Source organism: Nonomuraea cypriaca (assembly GCF_015645445.1).
Lineage (GTDB): Bacteria > Actinomycetota > Actinomycetes > Streptosporangiales > Streptosporangiaceae > Nonomuraea > Nonomuraea cypriaca.
The window spans coordinates 12662-35855 of sequence record NZ_JADOGI010000104.1; the positions used below are offsets into that span (position 1 = coordinate 12662).

Genomic DNA, 23194 nt, shown 5'->3' on the forward strand with positions numbered 1-23194 from the left:
CTCCTCCTCCCCGTTCTCGGCCGGGCGGCGTCCGTGGCGGGTCCGGTAGACCTCAGCCGGTGGTCTCGCGCCAGCGGTTGGTGATGGGGAGGCGGCGGTCGCGGCCGAAGTTCTTGGGGGTGATCTTGGGGCCTGGGGGATACTGCCGGCGCTTGTACTCGGCCAGGTCCACCAGCCGGATCACCCGCGTCACCAGCGCCGGGTCGTGGCCCGCGGCGATGAGCTCCTGCGAGCCCATGTCCTTCTCCACGTAGTCGTCCAGCAGCCGGTCCAGGACCTCGTACGGCGGCAGGGAGTCGGTGTCGCGCTGGTCGGGCCGCAGCTCGGCGCTCGGCTCCTTGACGATCGAGTTCTCCGGGATCGGGCGGTCGGTCTGAAGCAGGAAGTGGGGGGCCGAGTGAGCGTTGCGCCACCGGGCCAGGTCCCACACCATCGTCTTCGGTACGTCCTTGATCGGCGCGAAACCACCGGCCGAATCCCCATAAAGGGTGGAATAGCCGGTCGCGAGCTCGCTCTTGTTCCCCGTCGTCAGCACCAGGTGGCCGTACTCGTTGGACAGACCCATGAGGATCATGCCGCGCACCCTTGCCTGGAGGTTCTCGGCGGCCAGCCCGGACAGCTGGACCTCCTTCTCGTACGCGCTGACGATGTCGGCGATCGGCACGACCTGCGAGGTGATGCCCTGCCTGCGCACCAGCTCCTCCGCGTCCGCCAGCGAGTGCTCCGACGAGTAGCGGGAGGGCATGAGCGCGACGTGCACGCGCGACGGGCCGATGGCGTCCGAGGCGATCGTGGCGGTCAGGGCCGAGTCGATGCCGCCGGACAGGCCCAGGATGACCGACTGGAAGCCGTTCTTGGCGACGTAGTCGCGAACCCCGAGCACCAGCGCCGAGTAGACCTCCGCGTGCAGGTCCAGCCGCTCGGCGATCCGGGCGGGGGCCGGGGTATAGGGCGCGACGGGCTCGCCGGACAGCACCATGCGGTCCACGGTGATCGTGGAGCCGTCGCCGGGATCGTACGCCGACGTCCCGGGCTCCGCGTCGGCCACCGGCAGGTCCAGGTCCACGACCAGCAGCTCCTCGCGGAACTGGGCGGCCCGCGCGACGAGCTCACCGTCAGCGCCGACGACGAGCGAGTCGCCGTCGAAGACCAACTCGTCCTGCCCGCCGATCTGGTTGACGTAGACGAGCGCGCACCCGGCCTCGCGCGCCCTGCGCGCGCACAACTCCAGGCGGATGTCCTCCTTCTCCTTCTCGTACGGCGAGGCGTTCGGCGCGACCAGCAGCCCGGCCCCCGCCTGCCCCACGACGGACACGGGCCCGCCCTCCTGCCACAGGTCCTCGCACACCGCGATCGCCACGTCCACCCCGTGCAGCCGGAAGATCGGCAGCCGGTCGCCCCGCACGAAGTAGCGGTATTCGTCGAACACACCGTAGTTCGGCAGGTGGTGCTTGGCCGTGCGGGTGACCACCTCGCCCTTGTGCAGCAGCGCGGCCGCGTCCAGCGGGGCGCCCTTGGGCTGGCCGACCCGGGGCGCCAGGCCGGCGCGGTCGACGTAGCCGGCCACAACCGGCAGATCGCCCAGGCCCTCGCGCTCCAGCCTGCGCGCCACCTCCTCCAGCGTTCTGATGCTCGCGTCCACGAAGGACGTGCGCAGCACCAGGTCCTCGACGGGATAGCCGGTGAGGAACATCTCGGTGAAGACGACGAGGTGAGCCCCGCGTTCGGCGGCGTCGCGGGTCCACGCGACCAGCCGATCCGCGTTCGCGGTCAGGTCGCCGACGGTCGGGTTGGTCTGTGCCAGGGCAATGCGAAGTTGTGCCACGCGACCAAGGGTAGTACGGCCGGATTTTTATCGTCAAAGAGACGAAAAGTGTGCTTTGTCACTCAAAGACCTGACTCGTACGCCGCCATCAGGAGCCGCGGAACCCGAGCGCCGTTCAGCGGCGTCTGATGGCGGGCCCGAGGGCCAGCATCCCGAGCGCCGACACCGCCCCGACCCCGCCGATCGTGAACCACAGCGCCCCGCTGCCGATCTCCAGCAGCGGCCCGCCGAGCAGCGGCGCCAGCACCGCGGCCAGCGACCACGCGAACCCGAACAACCCCGAGTACCGCCCCCGCAGGTGCTCGGGCGCCAGCGTCGCCACGATGGAGCCGGCGATGCCCGCCGTGACGATCTCGCCCGCGGTCCACACGGCGATCGTGACGGCCAGGCCCGGCGTGCTGGTCACGAACGCGGTCATCGCGAACCCGGCGCCCATCACGGCCAGCCCCAGCGCGAACGTGCGGGCGGGGTCCCTGCGTCCCAGCCAGCCGGACACCAGCGGCTGCACGACGACGATGAGCACCCCGTTCAGCGCCATGGCCAGGCCGAACTGCCCGGTCGACAGCTTCACGACCTCGGTCATCGCCACCGGCAGCATGGTCATCGTCTGCGCGTAGACCAGCGCGTTGCCCAGCGCGACCAGCGTGAAGGCGACCATCAGCCGGTCGCGCAGCACGACTCCGAACCCTCCGGCGGACTCCTTGGTCTCCGGTCTCGTCTCGGGGACCGCCCGCCAGACCAGTACGGCGAAGACCACGCTCGACACCGCGTCGATCCAGAACAGCCAGACGAACCCGAGCCCCGCCAGCCAGCCGCCGGCCGTCATGCCGACGGCGTACCCGAGGTTGATCCCCCAGAACAGCAGCCCGTACGCCCGGGGCCGCTCCGCGGGCGAGACCAGGTCGGCGACCAGGGCGTTGGACGCGGGCCTGTAGACGTCGATCACCAGGCCGAGCACGAACATCGAGGCCACGATCGCCGGCAGCGAGGTGCTGTAGCCGAGCGCCAGCATGGTGACGGCGGTGGCCAGCATGCCGCCGGACAGCGTGGCCCGCCGCCCGATCCGGTCGGCGAGCACGCCGGCGAGCAGCTGCGACAGCAGTGAGCCCGCGCCGAAGACGCTCATCACCAGGCCGGCGGCGGCCAGCGACAGACCGCGGCTCTGGGTCAGGTAGACGCCGGTGAAGGGCATGACCATGGTGCCCAGGCGGTTCACGAGCGTGCCGCCCCACAGGGCCCAGAAGGCTCGGGGCAGGCCCCCGAGCATGGACTGGAGGAACGACGGCTTTCCTGATGGCTTCTCAACGGTGGGGCTTAACACGCATCAAAGAGTGATATTTCCCGTTTTGCTGGGCGAACGATTTAGCTCACACTAAAGGGATGTCCATCACCTGGGTGTTGAGGCCGGAGGACGTGGCGCGCATCCGGTTCGCGTTCTCGCCGCTGTGGGAGCTGGTCGCCAGCCTGCGTACGCTCCAGGGCCCGGCCAGGCAGTCGATCCACCTGCCGTGGCTCAAGGCCGTCCGGCCCCGGCTGGCGGGGCTGGAGCTGGCCGAGCTGTTCGCGCTCGTGCCGCCGAACGGCTACCTCGCCGACTTCATCACCCCGCCGCCCGACACGCCGATGCCCGACTTCGCCGCCGAGCTGGAGCGGGTCAGGCAGGCGTCTCCCGAGGCGGCCCGCGAGGAGGCGGCGCAGATCGAGGGGACCGACCGGGCAGTGCTCCAGCGGTTCATGGACGACCCGGTGGCCGGCGTGGCCAGGGTCGCGGACGCGCTGGAGGCGTACTGGGAGGCGTGCTTCGCCGAGTTCTGGCCCCGGGTCTACGGGCTGCTGGAGCGCGACGTGCTGCGCCGCTCGCGGCAGCTCGCCCAGGGCGGGGCGCGGGAGCTGTTCGCCGGGCTGGGCCGGGCCGTGGTGTGGACGGGGGAGCGGCTGCTGGTCGACCGGCCGTGGTGCACGGTGGGAGGGCTCCACGGCGACGGCCTGCTGCTGGTGCCGAGCGCGTTCTGGTGGCCGTCCGTGGCGGTGATGTCGGCGCCGTACCAGTCGACGCTGATCTATCCCGTGCTCGGTGTCGGCACGCTGTGGGAGCAGGGGCCGCCGCCCGCGCCCGGCGCGCTCGCCGCGCTGATCGGCCGCAGCCGGGCACGGATCCTGCTCGCGCTGGCCGAGCCCGCCACCACCTCGGCCCTGGCCGCCCGCATGTCGCTCACGCCGGGCGCGGTCAGCCAGCACCTCGGCGTGCTCAGCGACGGCGGGCTGGCCGTGGGGATGCGGGTCGGCAAGCAGGTCGTCTACCGCCGCACCCCCGTCGGGGACACGCTCGCGGGTCAGGCGTAGCGGGTGGACTCCAGCAGCCAGTCGAGGTGGGCGCGCGGCGCGGCCAGGTAGGCGCAGGCGACCTTGCTGACGTCCCTGGCCTCCTTCGGGGCCAGGTCGTCGAGCGGCAGCCGCCTGGCGGCCTGCCGCATGTCCTGGCAGCGCCCGGCGATCCGGTCCAGCACCCAGGCCGTCGCCTCCCGCTCGCCCAGCCCGAGCTGGCGCATCGCGAGCACGACGAAGTTGTGCACGTCGCCGCGTTCCTTGGGCCTGGAGGCCACGTCGTTGCACCACGCCGTGACGTCGCTGCACGCGTTCACGAGCTGCTGCCAGGGCTCGGACTCGTGCACCCAGACCGGCACCTCCACCCGCAGGCACGGCTCGACCAGGTCATAGAGGTAGGGTCCCACGGTGCCCCTGCGCAGCTCCGGGTACTCCTCCAGCGTCGGCATCCGCCGCGCCGCCCGGTTGTCAGCCTCGGTACGGCACGCGTCGTGCTGGCGCTGCAACCCGACCGCGAACCTGGCCCGCCACCGATCGCTCATCCGCACGCTCGTCACCCGCCACAGGTCCGCGAACGCCGCCTCCAGCGGATGCCGGGAGGCGCCCTTGAGCATGCCCTGGAAGATCTCCAGCGGGCACGGCCCCTCGTCCAGCTCGTCGTCCAGGTGGAACAGCCACGTCAGCCACTGCGCGAACAGCGCCGCCGCGGCCGCGTCGAACTCGGCGAACGCCCGCGCCGCCATCCGGTGGAAGCCGACGCCCGGGTCGGCACGCAGCCCGGTCCGCCTGGCCCAGTCGATGACCGCGGCCTCGATCGCGTACACGGCGGGGTGCATCCGGCACGGCCGCGCCATGCCGGGCACCCGCTCGGTGAGCGGCAGCAGCGCCAGCGCGGCCGGGCCGCTCCTGCGCGGCAGCGGCATCATGGAGGCCAGCGCCGAACGCAGCGCGGTGCGCACAGTGGTGCGCATGGTGGCGAACACGGTCGTGTTCGCGGAGGTGCTCGCGGTGGTCTTCACCGTGGTGTTCATGGGCGTCTTCACAGCGGCCCGAAAAGCCAGTTGCCCGTGGCGTTCGGGTCGTCGCTCCGGTAGAAGTCGGAGGCGGCCAGGACCAGCTCGTCCACGGTGAGCGTGCCCCTGCCCGCCCGGTCGAGCCGGTCGAACGCCTCGTCCACGTCGTCGTAGGCCACGCCGAACGCGCACAGCATCGTGCGGAACTCCCCAGGGCCGATCTTCCCGTCCCGGTCGCCGTCGCACAGCTCCGCCACCGCCACGGTGGCCGGCCTGAACACCGGCTCGTAGTGCTCGCCGGTGACGAACGCCGCCGTCATCCCGGTACGGAAGTCCGTACGCGCGATGCCGGAGTCTCCGTCGCGTTCGAGCGCCCGCGCCAGGGTGGACCAGATGCCGTCGAAGCTGCCGACGAGGCTGGCCCCGGTGACCGAGGTGGGGGACTCCCCGAAGCCCACCAGGATGCGGGCGCCCAGCCCCAGCAGGTCCTCACGCTCGACGACGCCGTTGCCGCTCGCGTCGATGTGGTCGAACGCCCGATCGAGCTTGTGATTGAGCAGGTCGATAGCCACCAATGCCTCCCCCGAGACTGACTGCGTGATCACAGTAAGTCGGGGCGGGCCCTTTGTCAGCGAGGCTCGCACCGGCTTGTTCACCGGCGCCTTCGCCGGTGCCTTCACCGGCACCTTCACCCGCACCCCCCGTAACGTGTGCGAAACGCGGACAAGGCATGCTGGTATATAAGCCGTACTATTCGTCGAACGAGGGGACGCTGTGGACCGCCAGCAGGAGTTCGTGCTCCGCACGCTCGAGGAACGCGACATCCGGTTCATCCGGCTCTGGTTCACTGACGTGCTCGGCTTCCTCAAGTCCGTCGCGATCGCCCCCGCCGAGCTGGAGGGCGCCTTCGCCGAGGGCATCGGCTTCGACGGCTCGGCGATCCAGGGTTTCGCGCGCGTCTACGAGTCCGACATGCTCGCCAAGCCCGACCCGGCGACGTTCCAGATCCTGCCATGGCGCAGCGAGACGCCGGGCTCGGCGCGCATCTTCTGCGACATCCTGATGCCCGACGCCTCGCCGTCGCACGCCGACCCGCGCTGGGTGCTCAAGCGCACGCTCGCCAAGTGCGCCGACATGGGCTTCACCTTCTACACCCACCCGGAGATCGAGTTCTTCCTGCTGAAGAACCGCCCGGAGACGGGCGTTCGGCCCGAGCCGATCGACTCCGGCGGCTACTTCGACCACACGCCGCACAGCGCGGGCCACGACTTCAGGCGTCAGGCGATCATGATGCTGGAGTCGATGGGCATCTCGGTCGAGTTCAGCCACCACGAGGGCGCGCCCGGGCAGCAGGAGATCGACCTGCGTTACGCCGACGCGCTGACCACGGCCGACAACATCATGACCTTCCGCCTGGTCATGAAGGAGGTCGCGCTGGAGCAGGGCATCTGGGCCTCGTTCATGCCCAAGCCGTTCACCGAGCACCCTGGCTCCGGCATGCACACGCACATGTCGCTGTTCGAGGGCGACAGGAACGCCTTCTACGAGGCCGGCTCCGACTACCGGCTGTCCAAGATCGGGCGCTCGTTCATCGCCGGGCTGCTCAAGCACGCCGCGGAGATCACCGCCATCACCAACCAGTGGGTCAACTCCTACAAGCGGCTGTGGGGCGGGGCCGAGGCCATCGCCGGCCAGGGCGGTGAGGCGCCGTCCTACGTGTGCTGGGGGCACAACAACCGGTCCGCGCTGGTCCGGGTGCCGATGTACAAACCGCACAAGGGCGGCTCGACGCGCATCGAGTTCCGTTCGCTCGACTCGGCGTGCAACCCCTATCTGGCGTTCGCGCTGATCCTGGCGGCCGGGCTCAAGGGCATCGAGGAGAGCTACGAGCTGCCCCCCGCCGCCGAGGACAACGTGTGGACGCTCACCAGCGCCGAACGGCGGGCCCTCGGGATCCAGCCGCTGCCCGGCTCGCTCGACGAGGCGATCGCGGTCATGGAACGCAGCGAGCTGGTCGCCGAGACGCTGGGCGAGCACGTCTTCGACTTCTTCCTGCGCAACAAGCGCGCGGAGTGGCGCGACTACCGGCGCACCGTCACCGAGTTCGAGCTCGGCCGCTACCTGCCGGTGCTCTGACGCCGGTTTCGCCGGCGCGGGTGAAGTACGCCTTTCCTGTTGATCGTTCCATCTATTCCGCACCATCGGTGATGGCGCGCTCACTCAGGGTGAGATCGCGCCTAGGCTCCTGCCGTGGCCCGCATGGTGGAGTTCATCAAGCGTCTGGCGGTCGGCCGGGCGTTGCGCAGCGAACGGCAGCGTGAGCAGCTGCTGCCCAAACGGCTGGCGCTGCCGATCTTCGCCTCCGACCCGCTGTCGTCCGTGGCCTACGCCACGCAGGAGATCCTGCTGGTCCTCACCCTCGCCGGGCTGACGTACCTGCGGCTGGCCTCCTGGGTGGCCGCCGCGGTGGTGGCACTCCTGGTCGTCGTGGTGGTGTCCTATCGGCAGGTGGTGAACGCCTACCCCGGCGGTGGGGGCTCCTACGCGGTGGCGTCGGCGAACCTCGGCCCGTCAGCGGGTCTGGTGGTGGCCGCGGCACTGCTGGTGGACTACGTGATGACGGTGGCGGTGTCGATCGCCTCAGGAGTCGACAACATCATCTCCGCCTTTCCCGTCCTGCACGAGCACCGCGTGGGCCTGGCCGTCGGGTTCGTGGCGCTGCTGGCGACGATGAATCTGCGAGGGGTACGGGAGTCGGGGCTCGTCTTCGCCGTGCCCACCTATCTGTTCGTCGCCGCCGTGCTGAGCATGTGCGCGATCGGCCTGGTCCGCGGGATCGCGGGACACCCGCCCGTGGCCGAGTCCGCCGCCCACGGCATCCGCCCCGAGGCGGGATACGAGCAGCTCACCGTCCTCGCCCTCCTGGCGCTCCTGCTTCGGGCGTTCTCCAGCGGGTGTACCGCCCTGACCGGGGTGGAGGCGATCTCCAACGGGGTTCCGGCCTTCCGCCGGCCCAAGGCCCGTAACGCGGCCGCCACGCTGGCCGTCATGGGGCTGATCGCGGTGACGATGTTCGCCGGGGTCACCGCGCTGGCACTGATCGCGGGAGTGCGCATCACGTCCGATCCGTGCCGGCTCACCGACGGCGTGCGGGACTGTGTGGGCGAGCCGCAGCGCACCGTGATCGCCCAGGTGGCCGCCGCGGTCTTCGGCGGGCATCTGACCTTCGGGTTCTTCCTCGTGCAGACCGTCACCGCCTTGGTGCTGGTGCTGGCCGCGAACACCGCCTTCAACGGCTTTCCGCTGCTGGCCTCGGTTCTGGCCCGGCACCGCTATCTCCCCCAGCAGTTGCACACGCGAGGCGATCGGCTGGCCTTCTCCAACGGCATCCTCGCCCTGGCGGCGGTCGCGGGAGTGCTCCTGTGGGCGTTCCAGGCTTCGGTCACCAACCTGATCCACCTGTACATCCTGGGCGTCTTCACCTCCTTCACGCTGTCTCAGACCGGCATGGTGCGGCACTGGAACGCGCTGCTGAACACGGAAACCGATCCCGTGGTACGGCGCCGTCACCGGATGGCTCGCGCGATCAACACCGTGGGCGCGACGGCGACCGGCCTGGTGCTCGCCATCGTGCTGGCCACGAAGTTCACCGAGGGCGCGTACCTGGCGGTGGCCGCGGGCGCGCTGCTGTGGCTGATGATGCGCGGTATCCGCCGTCACTACGACGCCGTAACCGGCGAACTGACCGTGACCGACCCCGCCGCACAGGCCGCCGCTCCCTCCCACATCCTCACCATGGTCGTGGTCTCCAGGATCGACGTGCCCACGTTGCACGCCCTCGGTTACGCCCGTGTCTTCGGCCCCGTCCACCTGGAGGCGGTCACCGTCGCCATCGACAGGAAGGACACCCAGGCCTTGGTGGCGGAATGGGACGCCCGCGGTCTCGATGTCCCGCTGAGGGTGCTGGACTCGCCCTATCGGGAGGTCACCCGTCCCGTCACCACCTACGTGCGCTCCCTTCCACGGCGGAGTACGCGAGACGTGGTCAACGTCGTGATCCCCGAGTACATCGTCGGGCGCCGGTGGGAGAACCTGCTGCACAACAGGACGACGCGGTGGCTGAAGAGCCGGTTGACGCTCATCGAGGGGGTCGTGGTCATCAGCGTGCCCTGGCAGTTGTCCTCGTCTCGCAAGCTGGTACGCCGGCCCGTGGGCCGTGCCCCGGGAGCCGTGCGGCGCGGCGAGCCCGTGTGAAGTCTTCCCAGGTCGTACGGCGCTTTCCTGTTCGAATAGGCATAGCCTCGAAGTAAGGGGAGGGAGACCATTATGGTTACCAACATCATCCTCGGTTTCCTCGCGATCATCGTCGTCCTGGCCTGGTTCGGTGGCGTCAGGGTCGTCAACCAGATCGAGCGCGGCGTCGTCTTCCGCTTCGGCAGGGTCCAGAAGGAGGTCCGCCAGCCAGGACTCACCTTCCTCATTCCCCTGGTGGACCGGATGACGAAGGTGAACACGCAGATCGTCACGATGCCGGTGCCCACCCAGGAGGGCATCACCCGCGACAACGTCTCCGTCCGGGTCGACGCCGTCGCCTACTTCAAGGTGCAGGACCCGGTGCGGGCGGCCGTCGGGGTGCAGAACTACTTGTTCGCGGTGGAGCAGGTGGCGCAGACCTCGCTGCGCTCCATCATCGGCAAGAGCGACCTGGACGACCTGCTCTCCAACCGGGAGGAGCTGAACAAGGGCCTCGCACTCATGATCGACAGTCCGGCGCTCGGCTGGGGCATCCACATCGACCGCGTGGAGATCAAGGACGTCACGCTTCCCGAGACCATGAAGCGCTCCGTGGCCCGCCAGGCCGAGGCCGAGCGGGAACGCCGGGCCCGCGTGATCACCGCGGACGGCGAGTTCAGGGCCGCTCAGAAGCTCGCCGACGCCTCCGCCATCATGGCCAGTACGCCCAGCGCCCTGCAACTGCGACTCCTGCAGACGGTGGTCGAGGTGGCGGCGGAGAAGACCTCCACGCTGGTCATGCCGCTGCCGGTGGAGTTGCTGCGCTTCTTCGACCGTCCTGCTCAGGACTCGTCCGCGTCGGCTACGTCGGAGGTGCCTGTCCAGACCGAGACCGCCGCGCCGCGACCGGAGCCGTCCGATGAGCTCACCGCGCCGCAACCGGCGTCGCCTGACGAGCTCACCGCGCCGCAGCCGGCGTCGCCCGATGAGCTCACCGCACCGCGATCGACGCCGCACGACGAGCTCACCGAACTTCTCGGCCCGCGCGACGCCGCGCGCCGGCCCGGCAGCTGACCTCGGGCCGGCGCACGGCCGTGCTGTGAGCCCTGGAGCCTGCCCGGCCGGGGCGTCAGTCGCCCTGGAACTCGCGTACCTCGATCGGGAGCAGGGCGACCGCCCTGGCCATCTTGTGGCCCCAGACCAGCGCGGCGTCCATGTCGGGCGCCCGGATGACGGTGAATCCGCCGAGGTGCTCCTTGCCCTCCGTGTACGGGCCGTCGGTGGTGAGCGTCTCGCCGTCGCGCAGGCGTACCACGGTGGCCTGGTCGGGCGGCTGCAGGCCGCGGGAGAAGACCCACACGCCGGCGTCCTTCATCTCCTGCTCCAGGGCGCCGAGGTCGCGCATGATCGGGTCCAGGATCTCCGGCCCCGGCGGGTCTCCGTCCGGCTGGTACATGCTGAGCAGGTAATGCTTCATGGTCGTTCCCTTCCGTCGCTTCTTACTCACTACACGAAGCGCGTTCCTGGGGATCGACATGCGCCGACGAAAAAGCGGGCCACGTCGTGGACGTGACCCGCTTTTTTTCGGAAATTTCTACTTGTTCACGTGCTTGTACAGGTACGACGCGCTCTTCTTGAGCTGAGAAGCGGACGTCGACTTGCCCGTACGGTGCCGCTCCGCGGCGCTGAGTGCCTGCTTCAGCGTCGTCTGCTTGTACACCTTGCCCGAGGTGTTGTACACGCCGTGCGCGTAGTTCAGCCACGAGGCGAGCAGCTCACGGTCGATCAGCGCCTTGGCGGCCTTGCTCTTCGGGTTGAGCACCTTGTACGCCTTGGCGACCGAACCGGCGTTGGTCAGCTCGGGGAAGACCTTGCTGGCCTTCTGCGCGATCTGGATGTAGCAGAAGAGCGTGGCGTCACTCAGCGACCCCTTGCTCCGCAGCATCTCGGTGGCCCACGCCTTGGCGCTCAGCGGCTTCTTGCCCTTGCCGCGCTTGCAGGTGTCGGGAACCGGGACGGGGTTGTAGTTCGCGTCGGGGTTCTCCGGGTGGTACGTCGGCTGTGGCTGCTCGGGCGCCGAGGTCGGCTTGGGAGAGGACGACGGCGGCGTGGTGGGCCTCGTGGTGGGCGTCCTGGTGGGCCGCCCGGTCGGGGTGGCCGTCGGCGTGCCCGTGGGCGTGACCGTTGGGGTCGGCGTCGGCGACGTGGTCGGGCCGGGCGGCACGGCGGCGGCCAGGTCGATCCGCCTGGTGGTCACGTTACGGTTGCCGCTGGGGTACGTGATGGCCTTGCCCGTGGTGCGCAGCCTGTTGACGAGCCAGGTGGCGTCCCGGTTCGGGTACGCCTGCTTCATCACCGCGAGGGCGCCCGCGACGTGCGGCGCGGCCATCGAGGTGCCGTCGAGCGAGGCGTAGCCGTTCGGGATCGCGGAGTTGATGTCCACGCCGGGCGCGAACAGGTCGAGCAGCCGACCGCGGTTGCCGAAGGAGGCCACGCCGTCGGTGTTGTCGGTGGCGCCCACCGTGACGGCCGAAGAGATGCAGGCCGGGCTGGCGACACCGTCGGTGTGATCCTCGTTGCCCGAGGCGACGACCGTGGCCACGCCGGCGCCCAGCAGGGCCGAGATCTCACCGGTGAGCGCGCCGTACTCCTCGTTGGTGTCACAAGCCTGGGTCTGCTTGGGGCCGCCGCCGAGGCTCATGTTGGCCGCGACGACGCCGGCGTGATTGGCCTGGAGCCACTGCAGTGCGGCCTTCTGGCTGGACGTGAAGCTGCCGAAGCACGGCGTCTGGCCGCCCAGCTGCGCGCAGATGGGTCCTTCGAGCCGGGTGAACACCTGGATGGGCACGATGCCCGCGTCCGGCGCGACGCCGCTGAAGGTGACGTTGCCCGTCTTCTTACCGGCGGCGATGCCGGCCACGTGCGTGCCGTGGTAGCACGCGTTGCTGCTGCCCACCATGCACTGCGCGGTCTCGGCGTCGGCCGCGCCCGCGCCGGTCTGGCTCGCCTGGCCGTTCGGGCACAGCGACTTGGCCAGGTACGCGGGGTTGGGGTCGGTGATGGAGAAGCAGGCCTCCGCCGTGATCCGGCCGGCGAAGAACGGGTGGTTGCGGTCGATGCCCGTGTCCAGGACCGCGACGGAGTAGCCCTTGCCGGTCCAGCCCGACGCGTTGGCCTTGTCCGAGCCGATCACCTTGGTGCTGACGTCGAGGGTGACCGGGCTCAGCCGGTCCTCGTAGATGGCCGCGACGCGGGTGTCGGTCTTGAGCGTGTCGAGAGTCTTCTTGTCCACGTTGACGACGAGGAACTCGTCCGAGATCGTCTCGTTGACGACGTCGGTGCCGCCCGAGGCTGCCTCCGCCTTGTCGGCTACGGCGGCGACGCTCTGGCCTGCCTTGAGCTCGATGATCGCGCGTACTTCGTCGCCGCTCTTCACTTCGCTCGTGATGTTGGGGGCGACCTCAGGGTCGCCGGCGGCCGCCTGGGCGGGCGCGCTGACGGCAACTGCGGCCGTCATGGTGAAGGCGAGCGCGCAGGCGCTCGCCAGCAGAGACCGTAGTCTCACGGATCCTCCGAGGGGGGTGAGAGTCAAGGGGGCACGCCATCAGCGGATGTGCGGGCATGCGAGAAACGTCACTCAGCCTGAACCCGCGCCTCCCCGTGGCTGATGTTCGGAAATTCCCCCGCTTTTGCGTGTTCGGCAAGCGTATGCAGTGATCGACGAGTCTGGTGGGAATGAGGTGATTCTGTTATCCGGAATTTCCGACATACCAGATTTGCGACACATGGGACCGTAGTCTCGGCAGCCCGCACCGGGTCATCGAGGCGACCGGCCGTTTCCGCCGCCTGTCTCGTCGAACGTGATCGCCTCCAGCAGGGCGGCCGAGGCCCGGTCGAGGATATGCGCTCCGGTGGCCGGCGCGGCATCGCCGCCCTTGACGCGCGCGATCAGGCTCTCCCATCTGCGCCGATGGCGGGCGAACGTACGGGGTGCCACCACCCGTCCCCGCGTGCGCTGCCCGGCCAGGGCCAGCTCGGGCGGCGTGTCCAGCAGCAGGAGGTGGAAGCCCGCGCCCTGCCTGCGGGCCAGCCAGGCGAAGCCCCTGAGCACGTACGGGCCGCAGCCCCGGTTGTGCGCGATGACCGACCGGCCGCCGGCGAGGGCCTGGCGGATGCGGCCGATGTGGGTGGCGAAGACGACGGCGCGGCGCACCGGGTAGGGAGCCCAGCCGAGCCTGCGCTCCCAGTGCCGTTTGGACTGCGCCGAGTCGATCACCGCGACCGTGCCGGTCGTGATCGGGCGGCTCTCCTCGCCATGGAGCCCGTACAGGCGTTGCAGCAAGGTGGTCTTGCCCGCGCCCGGGAGCCCGGTCAGGATGACCAGCGACCCCGATGGATAGCTCAGCATGGCGCCCCGCTCAGGCTCGTCCGGCAAGATCCGCCCCCTTTCCCCTGTCACGCGCGCCAGCATAGGCCGCGTGACCCCAGACTCGCCGACGCGAGCCGGGGACGCGCACCCGGAGGCCCCGGTTCAGCGTGCGAGCCTGGAGGTCAGTGTGGCCACCTCGTCACGCAGCAGGCGCTGGGTGCGGGCGAGGTCGGCCAACGTTTTGCGCGCCTCGGTGAGCTCGGCGGCGACCTGGGCCAGTTCGGCCTCCGTACGGCGCTCGCCGGCGACCGTACGCTCGAACCGCTCGACGAACCACGACGCGATGGCCGCCGTGACCACGCCCAGCAGGGCGATCCCGGTGATCATCAGCCCGGCGGCCACCAGCCGGCCCTCGGATGTGACCGGGAAGCGGTCGCCGTACCCGACGGTCGTCATCGTGGTGAGCGACCACCACAGGGCATCGCCGATCTCCTTGATGTTGCCGTCGCGGTTGCCTCGTTCCACGTCCAGGACGGCGATGCTGCCGACCACGGCCATGAACAGGGCCGTGCCGCCCACGTACACGACGGCGCGCAGGCGCAGGGGGAGCCGGACGCGTTCGGCGACCATGTGCAGGAGGAAGAACGCGCGCAGCAGCCACAGCGGGCGCAGGAGGGGGAGGAGCACGACCAGGAGGGCGGGGATGTTGCGGAGCACGAAGCGCAGGCGCCGCGGGGCCAGCGCGACCCGGATCAGGTAGTCGGCGGTGAACAGTGCCCACGTGGCGATCTGGACGTACCAGAAGGCGGTGTGCGCGGGGGCGGGCAGATCGGGGATGACGACGGGGATCGCCCAGCTGAGCAAGAAGCCCGTGCCGATGATGAGGAGCGCCACGCCGGTCCTGCGCTCCCAGGAGGTCAGCCGGTCCATGCCGCTCAGTCTGCGCCACGCCCCCGCCGTCCGTCGCCATCCCACCGCCGTCCGTCCCGCCGGCCGTCGCCCCCTCTCCGATCACGTTCCGCGCCCGGTATCGGGGGATCGGTCGCGGGACGCGGGGGACCCGGGATAAAGTACGGATCAACGCCTTGGTCGGCCTCACTGCGGGAGCGGTTCCGGAGTGAGGCCGATTTTCGTTGCCTGCGACCTCCGGGTCACCTCCGGGCGACGTGCCGCGCATATCCTCCCCGGATACCCCTGGCCGGGCGGGAAGGTCCGGCCCGGATCGAGGCGTTACTCGGTGGTGTGGAGCAGCCGCCGGGCCCCCCGGCCTCTTGGTAGATCAGGAGTCAAGTAAAATCGGGCTGCTCTTAATGATATTTCCGGACTTCTCGCCCTTTGAGGCGATATGGGAGGGTGTGGCATGACGACGGCTGCCCTGCAGACCGTGTTGACCGTTCCCGAGCGCTTCCGTGGCCCCGCGGGCGTCGCCAACGGCGGCTGGATAGCGGGCACCATGGCTGAGGCGTTGAACGGTGGCCGATCAGCCGTCGAGGTCACGCTGCACGCGCCCACCCCCTTGGAGACCGAGCTATGCCTCCAGCACGTCGCCAACTCCGTCTCCCTCTCGGACGGCGACAAGCTGCTCGTCGAGGCCATCCCCGTGGCCGAGGAGCTGGAGGGGCCGGGATTCGTGCCGTTCACCGACGCGGCCCGTGCCGAGGCCGGCTTCGTCGGCCTGCAGGTGCACCCGTTCGCCGAGTGCTTCGCCTGCGGCCTGCGTGAGCCCGGCGACGGCCTGCGGATCTTCCCCGGTCCGGTCGAGGGCACCGACCTGGTGGCGGCCGGCTGGCGGGTGCCGTTCACGGTGACGGGTGAGGACGGGGTGCCCGCCTCGATCGTCGGCGCGGTGCTCGACTGCATCACCGGCTGGGCCCACTTCGGCCCCGGCGAGAGCGCCCTGCTCGGTCGCCTGGCCGTACAGATCAACCGCCCGGTGATCCCCGGCGGCCGCTACTCGGTCGTGGCCCGCCCGACCGGCCGCGAGGGCCGCAAGATGTACGGCCAGAGCGCCATCTATGAAATGGACGGCACCCTGGTGGCGGCCGCCCGCGCCACCTGGATCGCTCCACGCTGACCCAACCCCTGACGGCCCCTGAGCGCTTGGTCGCTCGGGGGCCGTTCCCGTCCTCAGCCGCACCCATGGCTTACTCGGTGGCACACGCCAGAACGGCCCACACGACACGAGGACCCGCCTCCGTCGTGTGACCACCCCAGTCCTTCGAGTACGCCTCCACGAGGCCCAGGTCACGACCTGACTCCGCCGTGATGTCCGGCACCCGTGCATGAAGCCGTCTCTCCGGCCCTGCGACGCCGGGATCGATCACCTCCAGCACGATGAAGCCCGCACCACGACCGACGCTCAACACCAGCCAGTCCCGGCCCAGGCCCTCGGACGGGTGGACGACGCCGTTGGTGACCGCGACGGCGTGAAGCGAGGGGTGTTCGACCGCTCGGCCTGAGCCGGCGTCGCACGCAAAGAGGGCCTGGCCAGCTTTGCGTGCGACCCGTCCAAAGGAAGAGGCGAGGGGTGGCGGTTCGGGCGGGGGCGGGCGGCTTACGCTTCGGCTATGGGATTCGAGTTCGAGGATGTCGGCGGGCTGCGCATCGGCAGGTACGGCGCGGGGCCGCGGGTGATCGTGGCGGTGCACGGGATCAGTGCGTCGCTGATGGCGTGGGGAGCGGTGGCGCGGCGGCTGCCGGAGGGGTGGTCGCTGGTCGCGATGGACCTGCGCGGACGTGGGCACAGCGCCTCGCTGCCCGGGCCGTACGGGTTGCCGCGGCACGCCGAGGACGTACTCCGGGTGGCCGAGCATGTCGGGGCCGGTAGCGATGCGGTGCTGACCGGTCACTCGATGGGCGGTTACATCGCGGCGCTGGCCGGCGCGGAGCGGGACTTCGGCCGGGTGGTGCTGGTGGACGGCGGTCTCCCGCTGCCGCAGGTGTCCGAAGACGACCCCGACGCGGCGATGGAGGCCACGCTGGGGCCGGCGGTCGAGCGGCTGCGGCGGACGTTCGCCTCGGCGGAGGCGTACGTCGACTTCTTCAAGGCGCATCCGGCCCTCGCCGAGAACTGGAACGCGGACGTCGAGGCGTACGTGCGCTACGACCTGACCGGGCCCGAGGGTGCGCTGCGCTCGCGCGCCGTCCCAGAGGCGGTGCGTGAGGACGGGCGGTCGATGCGGATCGAGGGGGACCGGGTCGCGGCGGCGCTGGCGGCGATCAAGGCGCCGATGCGGCTGCTCAGGGCGCCGCGCGGGCTGCTCGACCAGAAGGTCGGCATGTTCCCCGACGACCTGGCCGCGCACTGGGTCGCGCGGGTGCCGGGGCTGCGGGACGAGATCGTGCCCGACTGCAACCACTACACGATCCTGTTCGACGACCGCTGTGCGGCGACCGTCGCGGATCGGCTCACGTCCTCCGATTGAGCCCCCGATTGAGCCTCGCCCGATATACCGGGCATACGGGGTATACGGGTAATTTCCGGATATGCGCATCATCGTGATCGAGCACGAGGCCGGGGCCGGGCTGGGGTATCTGGGCGGCTGGCTGGGGATGACCTGCGAGGTCGTACGGCCGTACCTGGGTGAGGCGGTCCCCGAGCGGGCGGCGGACGGTCTGATCGTGCTCGGTGGGGCGGCGGCCGCGTGGGAGGACGAGCGGAGTCCGTGGCAGCCGGCCACCCGGGACCTGCTCATGCGCGCCGTCGACGACGGCACCCCGACGCTGGCCGTCTGCCTGGGCGCGCAACTGCTCACCCTGGCCTGCGGCGGCACGGTCGAGCGCGGCGCCAACGGCCTCGAAGTGGGCCTCCGCGAGGTGACCGCCCTCCCCGCCGCCGCCTCCGACCGCCTCCTGTCCCACATCGGCACCGATGGCGGCGGCTCAGTTGTCGGTACGAGCGTCGGCACCGATGGCGCCTCAGGTGCCGATGCGAACGTCGGTACAGATGGCGCCTCCGGTGCTGGTGCGGGCGTCGGTACCGCTGGCGGCTCAGGTACCGGTATGGGCGTCGGTACCGCCGGCGGCTCGGGTGTCGGTGCTGTCGGCGGCTCGGTGGCTGGTATTGCCGTGGCCGTCCAGTACCACCAGGACGCCATGACGCGGCTGCCCGACGGCGCGGTGCCGCTCATGACCGGCTCCCAGTACGCCAACCAGGCATACCGGCTCGGCGAGGCCGTCTGGGCGATCCAGTTCCATCCTGAGGCCACGCCGGAGATCTTCGCGTCATGGACCGCCGAGTCGGCCCTGGACGGGGCCGAGGAGCTCAACGCCGAGGTCAAGGCCGCCGAGTCCACGCTCATCGCGACCTGGCGCCCACTGGCGGCGTCCTTCGCGAAGGTGGTCAGAGCCACCGGTCGCGCCTGAATCATCCCCGGCGACCGGGCCGCCCACGCTGCCCGGTCTGCTGACGTTGGTCGGTCTGCGGGCTCTGCGGGCGTTGCCCGGTCTGGTGACCTTGGTTGGTCTGTGGGCGCTGGTCGGTTTGAGGGTGCGGGTCGGTGGTGGGCGGGGTCGGGTGCGGCTTGGTGAGGGCGTGGGCCAGGGCGTGGACGCCTCCCAGCACCACTGGGAACGCCCCCAGCGCCCAAAGACCGGAAGGGCCCGCTCCTTCCGCCACCCCGGCCGTACGCAGCCGCCGCCAGGCCCACACCGAGAACGGAATCACCACCACGGGCGCGGTCACCACTCCGGGCGTGTAGCCGCGCGTCACGGCCGCCTGTGCCAGATGCGTCACCCCGTGCAGCCCGAACCCCGCCAGTGCCGCCTGGAACACCGGGCTGCGCCCGCCCGTACGCGCCCCCAAAGCCGAAGCACCCGCCATGAGCCCGCCCATGAGCCCGATCGCCACGTTCACATGGCGCTGGGAGACCTCCAGCCGCTCCCACGGCACCCCAGGAAACCTCTCCTCCAGCCGGGGCCGCGCCGCGCGGACCCAGCCCGCCATGGTCGCCAGCTCCTCCGCGTCGTGAACGGCCCACGCCGCCAGCAGCCCCCACGTCACCGTCGCCGGAACCCGCCCCATCCCGTCCTCCCAACCGAAAGGTCCAACCGAAAGATCCAACCGAAAGATCCAACCGAAAATGCAACGCAACGTTGCGTTGTAACGCTACGACGGACCGCGAGCGTGCTGCAAGATGGAGGGGTGCCCAGGATCGAATCCACCGCCGCCCGGCTGGCCAAGCTGGGCTTCGCCGATGGCGCGAGGGCCGCTCAACTGGTCAGGCATGCGGGAGCCGAATTGGACGATCTCCTGGAGTCGCTGGTAACCGTGGCCGACCCGGACGAGGCGCTGGCCGCGCTGACCCGCCTGGCCGAGCGCGAGCCGGCCGTGCTCGACACCCTGCGCGGGGATGAGGGGCTCAAAACCAGGCTGCTGGCCGTGCTCGGCGTCAGCGCGGCGCTGGGCGAGCACCTGGTCCGCCATCCCGGTCAGGTGGCGCTGCTGGCCGAGCCCCACCTCGGCTCCCCGCGCGAGGCGCTGCTCCGCGCGGTCGGGGCCGAGCCCGGCGCGGCCGAGCCCCGCGCCACCGGCGAGAAGCCGCTCGTGGCGCTCCGCACCGCCTACCGCGGCCGGGTGCTGCACCTGGCCGCGCGCGACCGCACCGGCCAGGCCACACTGAACGACGTCATGGCCGAGCTGTCCGACCTGGCGGGCGCGGCGCTGGAGGCCGCCCTGGCCATCGCGCGGACCGAGGTCGACGACGACGTCCGCCTGGCGATCATTGGCATGGGCAAATGCGGCGCCAGAGAGCTCAACTACATCAGCGACGTGGACGTCATCTTCGTGGCCGAGCCGCGCGAGGGCGCCGACGAGACCAAGGCACTGCGTACGGCGACCCGCCTGGCCCAGGCCATGATGCGGGCCTGCACCGTGACCACCTCCGAAGGCTCGCTGTGGGAGGTCGACGCGGGCCTGCGCCCGGAGGGGCGCTCCGGGCCGCTGGTGCGCACGCTCGGCAGTCACCTCGCCTACTACCGGCGCTGGGCCAAGACGTGGGAGTTCCAGGCGCTGCTCAAGGCCCGGCCGGTGGCCGGCGACCTGGAGCTGGGCGCCGCCTACGTCGAGGCGGTCAACGACCTGGTCTGGTCGGCGGCCACGCGGCCGAACTTCGTCGAGGACGTGCAGGCCATGCGCCGCCGCGTCGAGGCGCACGCGCGGGCCGAGGGGGAGCGGCAGCTCAAGCTCGGGCCGGGCGGGCTGCGCGACATCGAGTTCGCGGTGCAACTGCTCCAGCTCGTGCACGGTCGGCTCGATCCGCTGCTGCGCCGCCGGGCCACCCTGCCCGCGCTGGCCGCGCTCTCCCGGGGCGGCTACGTGGCGCGCGAGGACGCGCGGGGGCTGGCGGAGGCGTACTCGTTCCTGCGCCAGGTCGAGCATCTGCTGCAGCTGCACCGGCTGCGGCGCACCCACACCGTGCCGGCCGAGGCGGCCGATCTGCGCAGGCTGGGCCGGGCGCTGGGGATGCAGGCGGACCCGGTGGGGGAGTTCACGGAGCGGTGGCGGCGGCACGCGATGGAGGCGCGGCGGCTGCACGAGAAGCTGTTCTACCGGCCGCTGCTGCAGGCCGTCTCGCGGTTGCAGGAGTCGGAGGCGAGGTTGTCCGCCACGGCGGCGAAGGCCAGGCTGGAGGCGCTCGGCTACGTCGATCCTGCGGGCGCGCTGCGGCACATCGCCAATCTCTCCTCGGGGGTGTCCAGGCGCGCCGCGATCCAGCGCACGCTGCTGCCTGTCATGCTCGGCTGGTTCGCCGACGCGCCCGACCCGGACGCGGCGCTGCTCGGGTTCAGGCAGGTCAGCGACAAGCTGGGCAGCACGCCGTGGTATCTGCGGCTGCTGCGCGACGAGACCGCGGTGGCGGCCAGGATGGCGCGCGTGCTCGGCACCAGCCGCTACGCGACCGGCCTGCTCATGCACGCGCCCGACGCGGTCGCGATGCTCGGCTCCGACGAGGAGCTCGCCGTACGCGCCCCGGAGTCGTTGCTCGGCGAGGCCTCCGCCGCGGTGTCCAGGCACGCGGGCGATGCCGAGACCGCGGTCGCGGCCGTACGCGCGCTGCGGCGCAAGGAGCTCTTCCGCACGGCGGTGGCCGACATCTCCGGGCTCGCCGACATCGAGACGGTCGGGTGCGCGCTGTCGTCGCTGACCGACGTGACCCTCCAGGCCGCCCTCGACGCCGCGCTCGGCACGACCGGGCGCGTCACCTCGTTCGCGATCATCGCCATGGGGCGGCTCGGCGGCATGGAGTGCTCCTACGCCAGCGACGCCGACGTCATGTTCGTCCACTCGCCGCTGCCGGGGGTCGAGGAGCGGGAGGCCACGGACGCCGCCTTCGCCGTGGCCAACGAGCTGCGCAGGCTGCTGTCTCTGCCCGCCCCCGACCCACCCCTGATCATCGACCCCGACCTGCGGCCGGAGGGGCGGCAGGGCCCGCTGGTGCGGACTCTCGCCTCCTACCGCGCCTACTACGCGCGCTGGTCGTCGCCGTGGGAGTCGCAGGCGCTGCTGCGCGCCCGGTTCTCGGCCGGGGACCCAGAGCTGGGCCGCGCGTTCACCGCGACGATCGACGAGCTGCGCTATCCGCGCGGCGGGCTGCACGACGACGCGGTCAGGGAGATCAGGCGGCTCAAGGCCCGCATGGAGGCAGAACGCCTGCCCCGCGGCGCCGATCCCGGCCTGCACACCAAGCTGGGCCCCGGCGGGTTGTCCGACGTGGAGTGGGTGGCCCAGCTCCTGCAACTGCGCCACGCGGGCACGCTGCCGTCGCTGCGCACCACCCGTACGCTCGACGCCCTGCGGGCGGCCGTGGCCGAGGACCTGCTCGCGCCGGCGGACGAGGCCGTGCTGGCCGAGGCGTGGCGCTTCGCCTCCCGCATCAGAGACGCGATCATGCTGGTCAAGGGCCGTCCTGGCGACAGCGTGCCGCGCGACTCGGGGGAGCGAAGGATGATCGCCAGGACGCTCGGCTACCCGCCCGACGGCTCGGAGGACTTCCTCGACGACTACCGCCGGGTGACCCGTCGCGCCCGTCAGGTGGTGGACCGAGTCTTCTACGGGGCTTGATCGCGACCCGTCCGCGGGTGTAGTAAACGCAGGTGTTATCCGTTTACGTGGACCTGGGCCTGGGCCTGGTGGTGTCGTTCCTGCTGCTGTCGCTGCTGGTGAGCGGGCTCAACGAGGCGTTCGTACGCCTGCTCTCGATCCGCAGCAAGTTCCTGTGGGCCTATCTCAGGGACACCATGGACGGATCGGACCCCCACGGCCGGTCCTGGCTGCCCGCCCGGGTGCGCGACGTCTTCACGGCGTTGCCCTTCGTCCGAGACCCCCGCCCCAGGCACAGCGACCAGCCGGCCCCCGCAGAGCCCGGCGCGCTGCCCGAGCCGGGAGCGCGCGCCGGAGACTCCGTGATCAAACTGCTGTACGAGCGAGTACGCGAGATCGACCACGCCAAACGCGGCAGGACCAGCATCGCGAACATCCCGCCCGCCCGGTTCTCGGTCGCGATGATGGAGCTCGCGGCGGGCGAGGACGGCGACGTCGACCGGTTCCTGGCCAAGCTCAAGGCCATCGACAGCCCGCTGCACGGCCACCTCAAGGCCATCTGGGAGACGGCGCAGCGCGACCTCGACCGGTTCAGGCAGGGCGTCGAGAGCTGGTTCGACGGGGAGATGCAGCGGCTGTCCATGCTGTACAGGCGGTACGTCAAATGGGTCGTCACCGCGCTCGGCCTGGTCGTGACGCTGCTGTTCACGATGGACGGGCTGGAGTACGGGAAGACGCTGCTGCGGGACAACGCCTTCCGCGCCTCGGTGACGGCCGTGGCGGAGGCGGGTCCTGCCGCGTACGAGGAGTTGAAGGCGAGCTGCTCGGGAGGTGACCCGGTGCCGTGCGTCACCGACACGCTGAGCGAGCCCGCGCTGGTCAAGATGATGGGCCAGGCGCTGGTCAGCGTGTCGATCCCGGAGCGGGGCGACCCGGAGATCCATTGGAACGGCGGCCTGTGGTGGGACCGGGTCACCACGCCGAGCCACTGGCCCGGCTTCCTGCTGACGTACGTGGCGCTGCTGTTCGGCGCGCCGTTCTGGTGGGACGTGTTCCGCCGGGTCACGGGCATCAAGCCGAAGCGCTCAGGGTCCTCAGGGTGAAGCGCTCAAAGCGAGGCACTCAGAGCGATTCAGAGCAGGGCGCTCAGGGTGAGGCGCTGAGCGGTGGCGAGCCGCCTGTCGCGGCCAGGGCGATCACGTCGGCGAGTTGGGCCAGCTCGTCCGGGTCGTCGGTGAGCCTGGCCGTGGCCAGCCGCAGGTGGTGCCGGGGCGCGGGATCGATCACGTACCTGCTGCCCGCCGCCACCGAGATCCCGTGCGCGGCGAGCGTGACCAGCGCCGCCGACTCCTCGCGTACCGGCACCCACAGGACCAGCCCGTCCCGCC

19 protein-coding genes and 1 pseudogene are annotated in these 23194 nt (G+C 70.8%); 9 read left to right on the top strand and 11 right to left on the bottom strand.

All coding sequences use genetic code 11. The annotated features are described in order from the left end of the window. Window positions 1-52 precede the first annotated feature (52 nt). Window positions 53-1825 (bottom strand): NAD+ synthase, encoded by a 1773-nt coding sequence (locus ITP53_RS29925; RefSeq protein WP_195898802.1) that lies wholly within the window; start codon window positions 1823-1825, stop codon window positions 53-55. A gap of 115 nt (window positions 1826-1940) precedes the next feature. Next, on the bottom strand, window positions 1941-3146 hold the full coding sequence (locus ITP53_RS29930; protein WP_328816206.1) for an MDR family MFS transporter: 1206 nt from the start codon (window positions 3144-3146) through the stop codon (window positions 1941-1943). 59 nt (window positions 3147-3205) lie between these two features. Here ITP53_RS29930 and ITP53_RS29935 point away from each other — a divergent pair, with 59 nt between their 5' ends. Then, complete coding sequence (locus ITP53_RS29935) at window positions 3206-4168, top strand: ArsR/SmtB family transcription factor (protein ID WP_195898803.1); 963 nt, start codon at window positions 3206-3208, stop codon at window positions 4166-4168. Here the strand turns inward: ITP53_RS29935 and ITP53_RS29940 are convergent. Beyond that, complete coding sequence (locus tag ITP53_RS29940) at window positions 4159-5181, bottom strand: terpene synthase family protein (protein WP_195898804.1); 1023 nt, start codon at window positions 5179-5181, stop codon at window positions 4159-4161. The genes ITP53_RS29935 and ITP53_RS29940 overlap by 10 nt on opposite strands. Before the next feature lie 8 nt (window positions 5182-5189). After that, window positions 5190-5735 (bottom strand): EF-hand domain-containing protein, encoded by a 546-nt coding sequence (locus ITP53_RS29945; protein WP_195898805.1) that lies wholly within the window; start codon window positions 5733-5735, stop codon window positions 5190-5192. 202 nt (window positions 5736-5937) lie between these two features. Between ITP53_RS29945 and ITP53_RS29950 the strand changes: the two genes are divergently transcribed. The 3 genes from ITP53_RS29950 (at window position 5938) to ITP53_RS29960 (ending at window position 10470) form a co-directional block, all read left to right on the top strand. Beyond that, window positions 5938-7299, top strand: a complete 1362-nt coding sequence (locus tag ITP53_RS29950) for a glutamine synthetase family protein (protein ID WP_195898806.1) — start codon at window positions 5938-5940, stop codon at window positions 7297-7299. 123 nt (window positions 7300-7422) lie between these two features. Beyond that, entirely contained in the window at window positions 7423-9417 is a 1995-nt protein-coding gene (locus tag ITP53_RS29955) for an APC family permease (protein ID WP_195898820.1), read from the top strand. Window positions 9418-9489: 72 nt separating this feature from the next. Continuing rightward, window positions 9490-10470 carry a slipin family protein gene (locus tag ITP53_RS29960; RefSeq protein ID WP_195898807.1) on the top strand — a complete coding sequence of 327 codons (981 nt, stop codon included), beginning with the start codon at window positions 9490-9492 and terminating at the stop codon, window positions 10468-10470. A 55-nt stretch (window positions 10471-10525) separates the two neighbouring features. On the opposite strand, the gene ITP53_RS29965 is transcribed toward ITP53_RS29960, so the two are convergent. The 4 genes from ITP53_RS29965 to ITP53_RS59475 form a co-directional block, all read right to left on the bottom strand. Continuing rightward, window positions 10526-10873, bottom strand: coding sequence for a YciI family protein (locus ITP53_RS29965; RefSeq protein WP_195898808.1), 348 nt, complete (start codon window positions 10871-10873; stop codon window positions 10526-10528). Window positions 10874-10990: 117 nt separating this feature from the next. After that, on the bottom strand, window positions 10991-12961 hold the full coding sequence (locus tag ITP53_RS29970; RefSeq protein WP_195898809.1) for a S8 family peptidase: 1971 nt from the start codon (window positions 12959-12961) through the stop codon (window positions 10991-10993). Window positions 12962-13213: 252 nt separating this feature from the next. Further along, on the bottom strand, window positions 13214-13855 hold the full coding sequence (locus tag ITP53_RS29975; protein WP_328816211.1) for an AAA family ATPase: 642 nt from the start codon (window positions 13853-13855) through the stop codon (window positions 13214-13216). 72 nt (window positions 13856-13927) lie between these two features. Next, window positions 13928-14695 (bottom strand): potassium channel family protein, encoded by a 768-nt coding sequence (locus tag ITP53_RS59475; RefSeq protein WP_195898810.1) that lies wholly within the window; start codon window positions 14693-14695, stop codon window positions 13928-13930. A gap of 430 nt (window positions 14696-15125) precedes the next feature. Between ITP53_RS59475 and ITP53_RS29985 the strand changes: the two genes are divergently transcribed. Continuing rightward, entirely contained in the window at window positions 15126-15839 is a 714-nt protein-coding gene (locus tag ITP53_RS29985; RefSeq protein WP_195898811.1) for a PaaI family thioesterase, read from the top strand. Window positions 15840-15909: 70 nt separating this feature from the next. On the opposite strand, the gene ITP53_RS29990 is transcribed toward ITP53_RS29985, so the two are convergent. Next, window positions 15910-16131: an ATP-binding protein gene (locus tag ITP53_RS29990; protein WP_195898812.1), complete on the bottom strand. Its 222-nt coding sequence runs from the start codon at window positions 16129-16131 to the stop codon at window positions 15910-15912. Between the two features lie 201 nt (window positions 16132-16332). On the opposite strand from ITP53_RS29990, the gene ITP53_RS29995 reads away from it, so the two are divergent. Together ITP53_RS29995 and ITP53_RS30000 are read left to right on the top strand one after the other, a co-directional pair. Further along, window positions 16333-17190: an alpha/beta fold hydrolase gene (locus tag ITP53_RS29995; protein WP_195898813.1), complete on the top strand. Its 858-nt coding sequence runs from the start codon at window positions 16333-16335 to the stop codon at window positions 17188-17190. Window positions 17191-17251: 61 nt separating this feature from the next. Continuing rightward, window positions 17252-18130: a type 1 glutamine amidotransferase gene (locus ITP53_RS30000; RefSeq protein ID WP_195898814.1), complete on the top strand. Its 879-nt coding sequence runs from the start codon at window positions 17252-17254 to the stop codon at window positions 18128-18130. Between the two features lies 1 nt (window position 18131). Here the strand turns inward: ITP53_RS30000 and ITP53_RS30005 are convergent, their stop codons facing one another. Next, complete coding sequence (locus ITP53_RS30005) at window positions 18132-18788, bottom strand: HXXEE domain-containing protein (RefSeq protein ID WP_195898815.1); 657 nt, start codon at window positions 18786-18788, stop codon at window positions 18132-18134. Window positions 18789-18908: 120 nt separating this feature from the next. Between ITP53_RS30005 and ITP53_RS30010 the strand changes: the two genes are divergently transcribed. Then, entirely contained in the window at window positions 18909-21827 is a 2919-nt protein-coding gene (locus tag ITP53_RS30010; RefSeq protein ID WP_195898816.1) for a bifunctional [glutamine synthetase] adenylyltransferase/[glutamine synthetase]-adenylyl-L-tyrosine phosphorylase, read from the top strand. 32 nt (window positions 21828-21859) lie between these two features. Beyond that, entirely contained in the window at window positions 21860-22909 is a 1050-nt protein-coding gene (locus ITP53_RS30015; RefSeq protein ID WP_195898817.1) for a hypothetical protein, read from the top strand. Window positions 22910-22952: 43 nt separating this feature from the next. Here the strand turns inward: ITP53_RS30015 and ITP53_RS30020 are convergent. Continuing rightward, window positions 22953-23194: pseudogene (locus ITP53_RS30020) on the bottom strand (hypothetical protein); the annotation flags it as partial.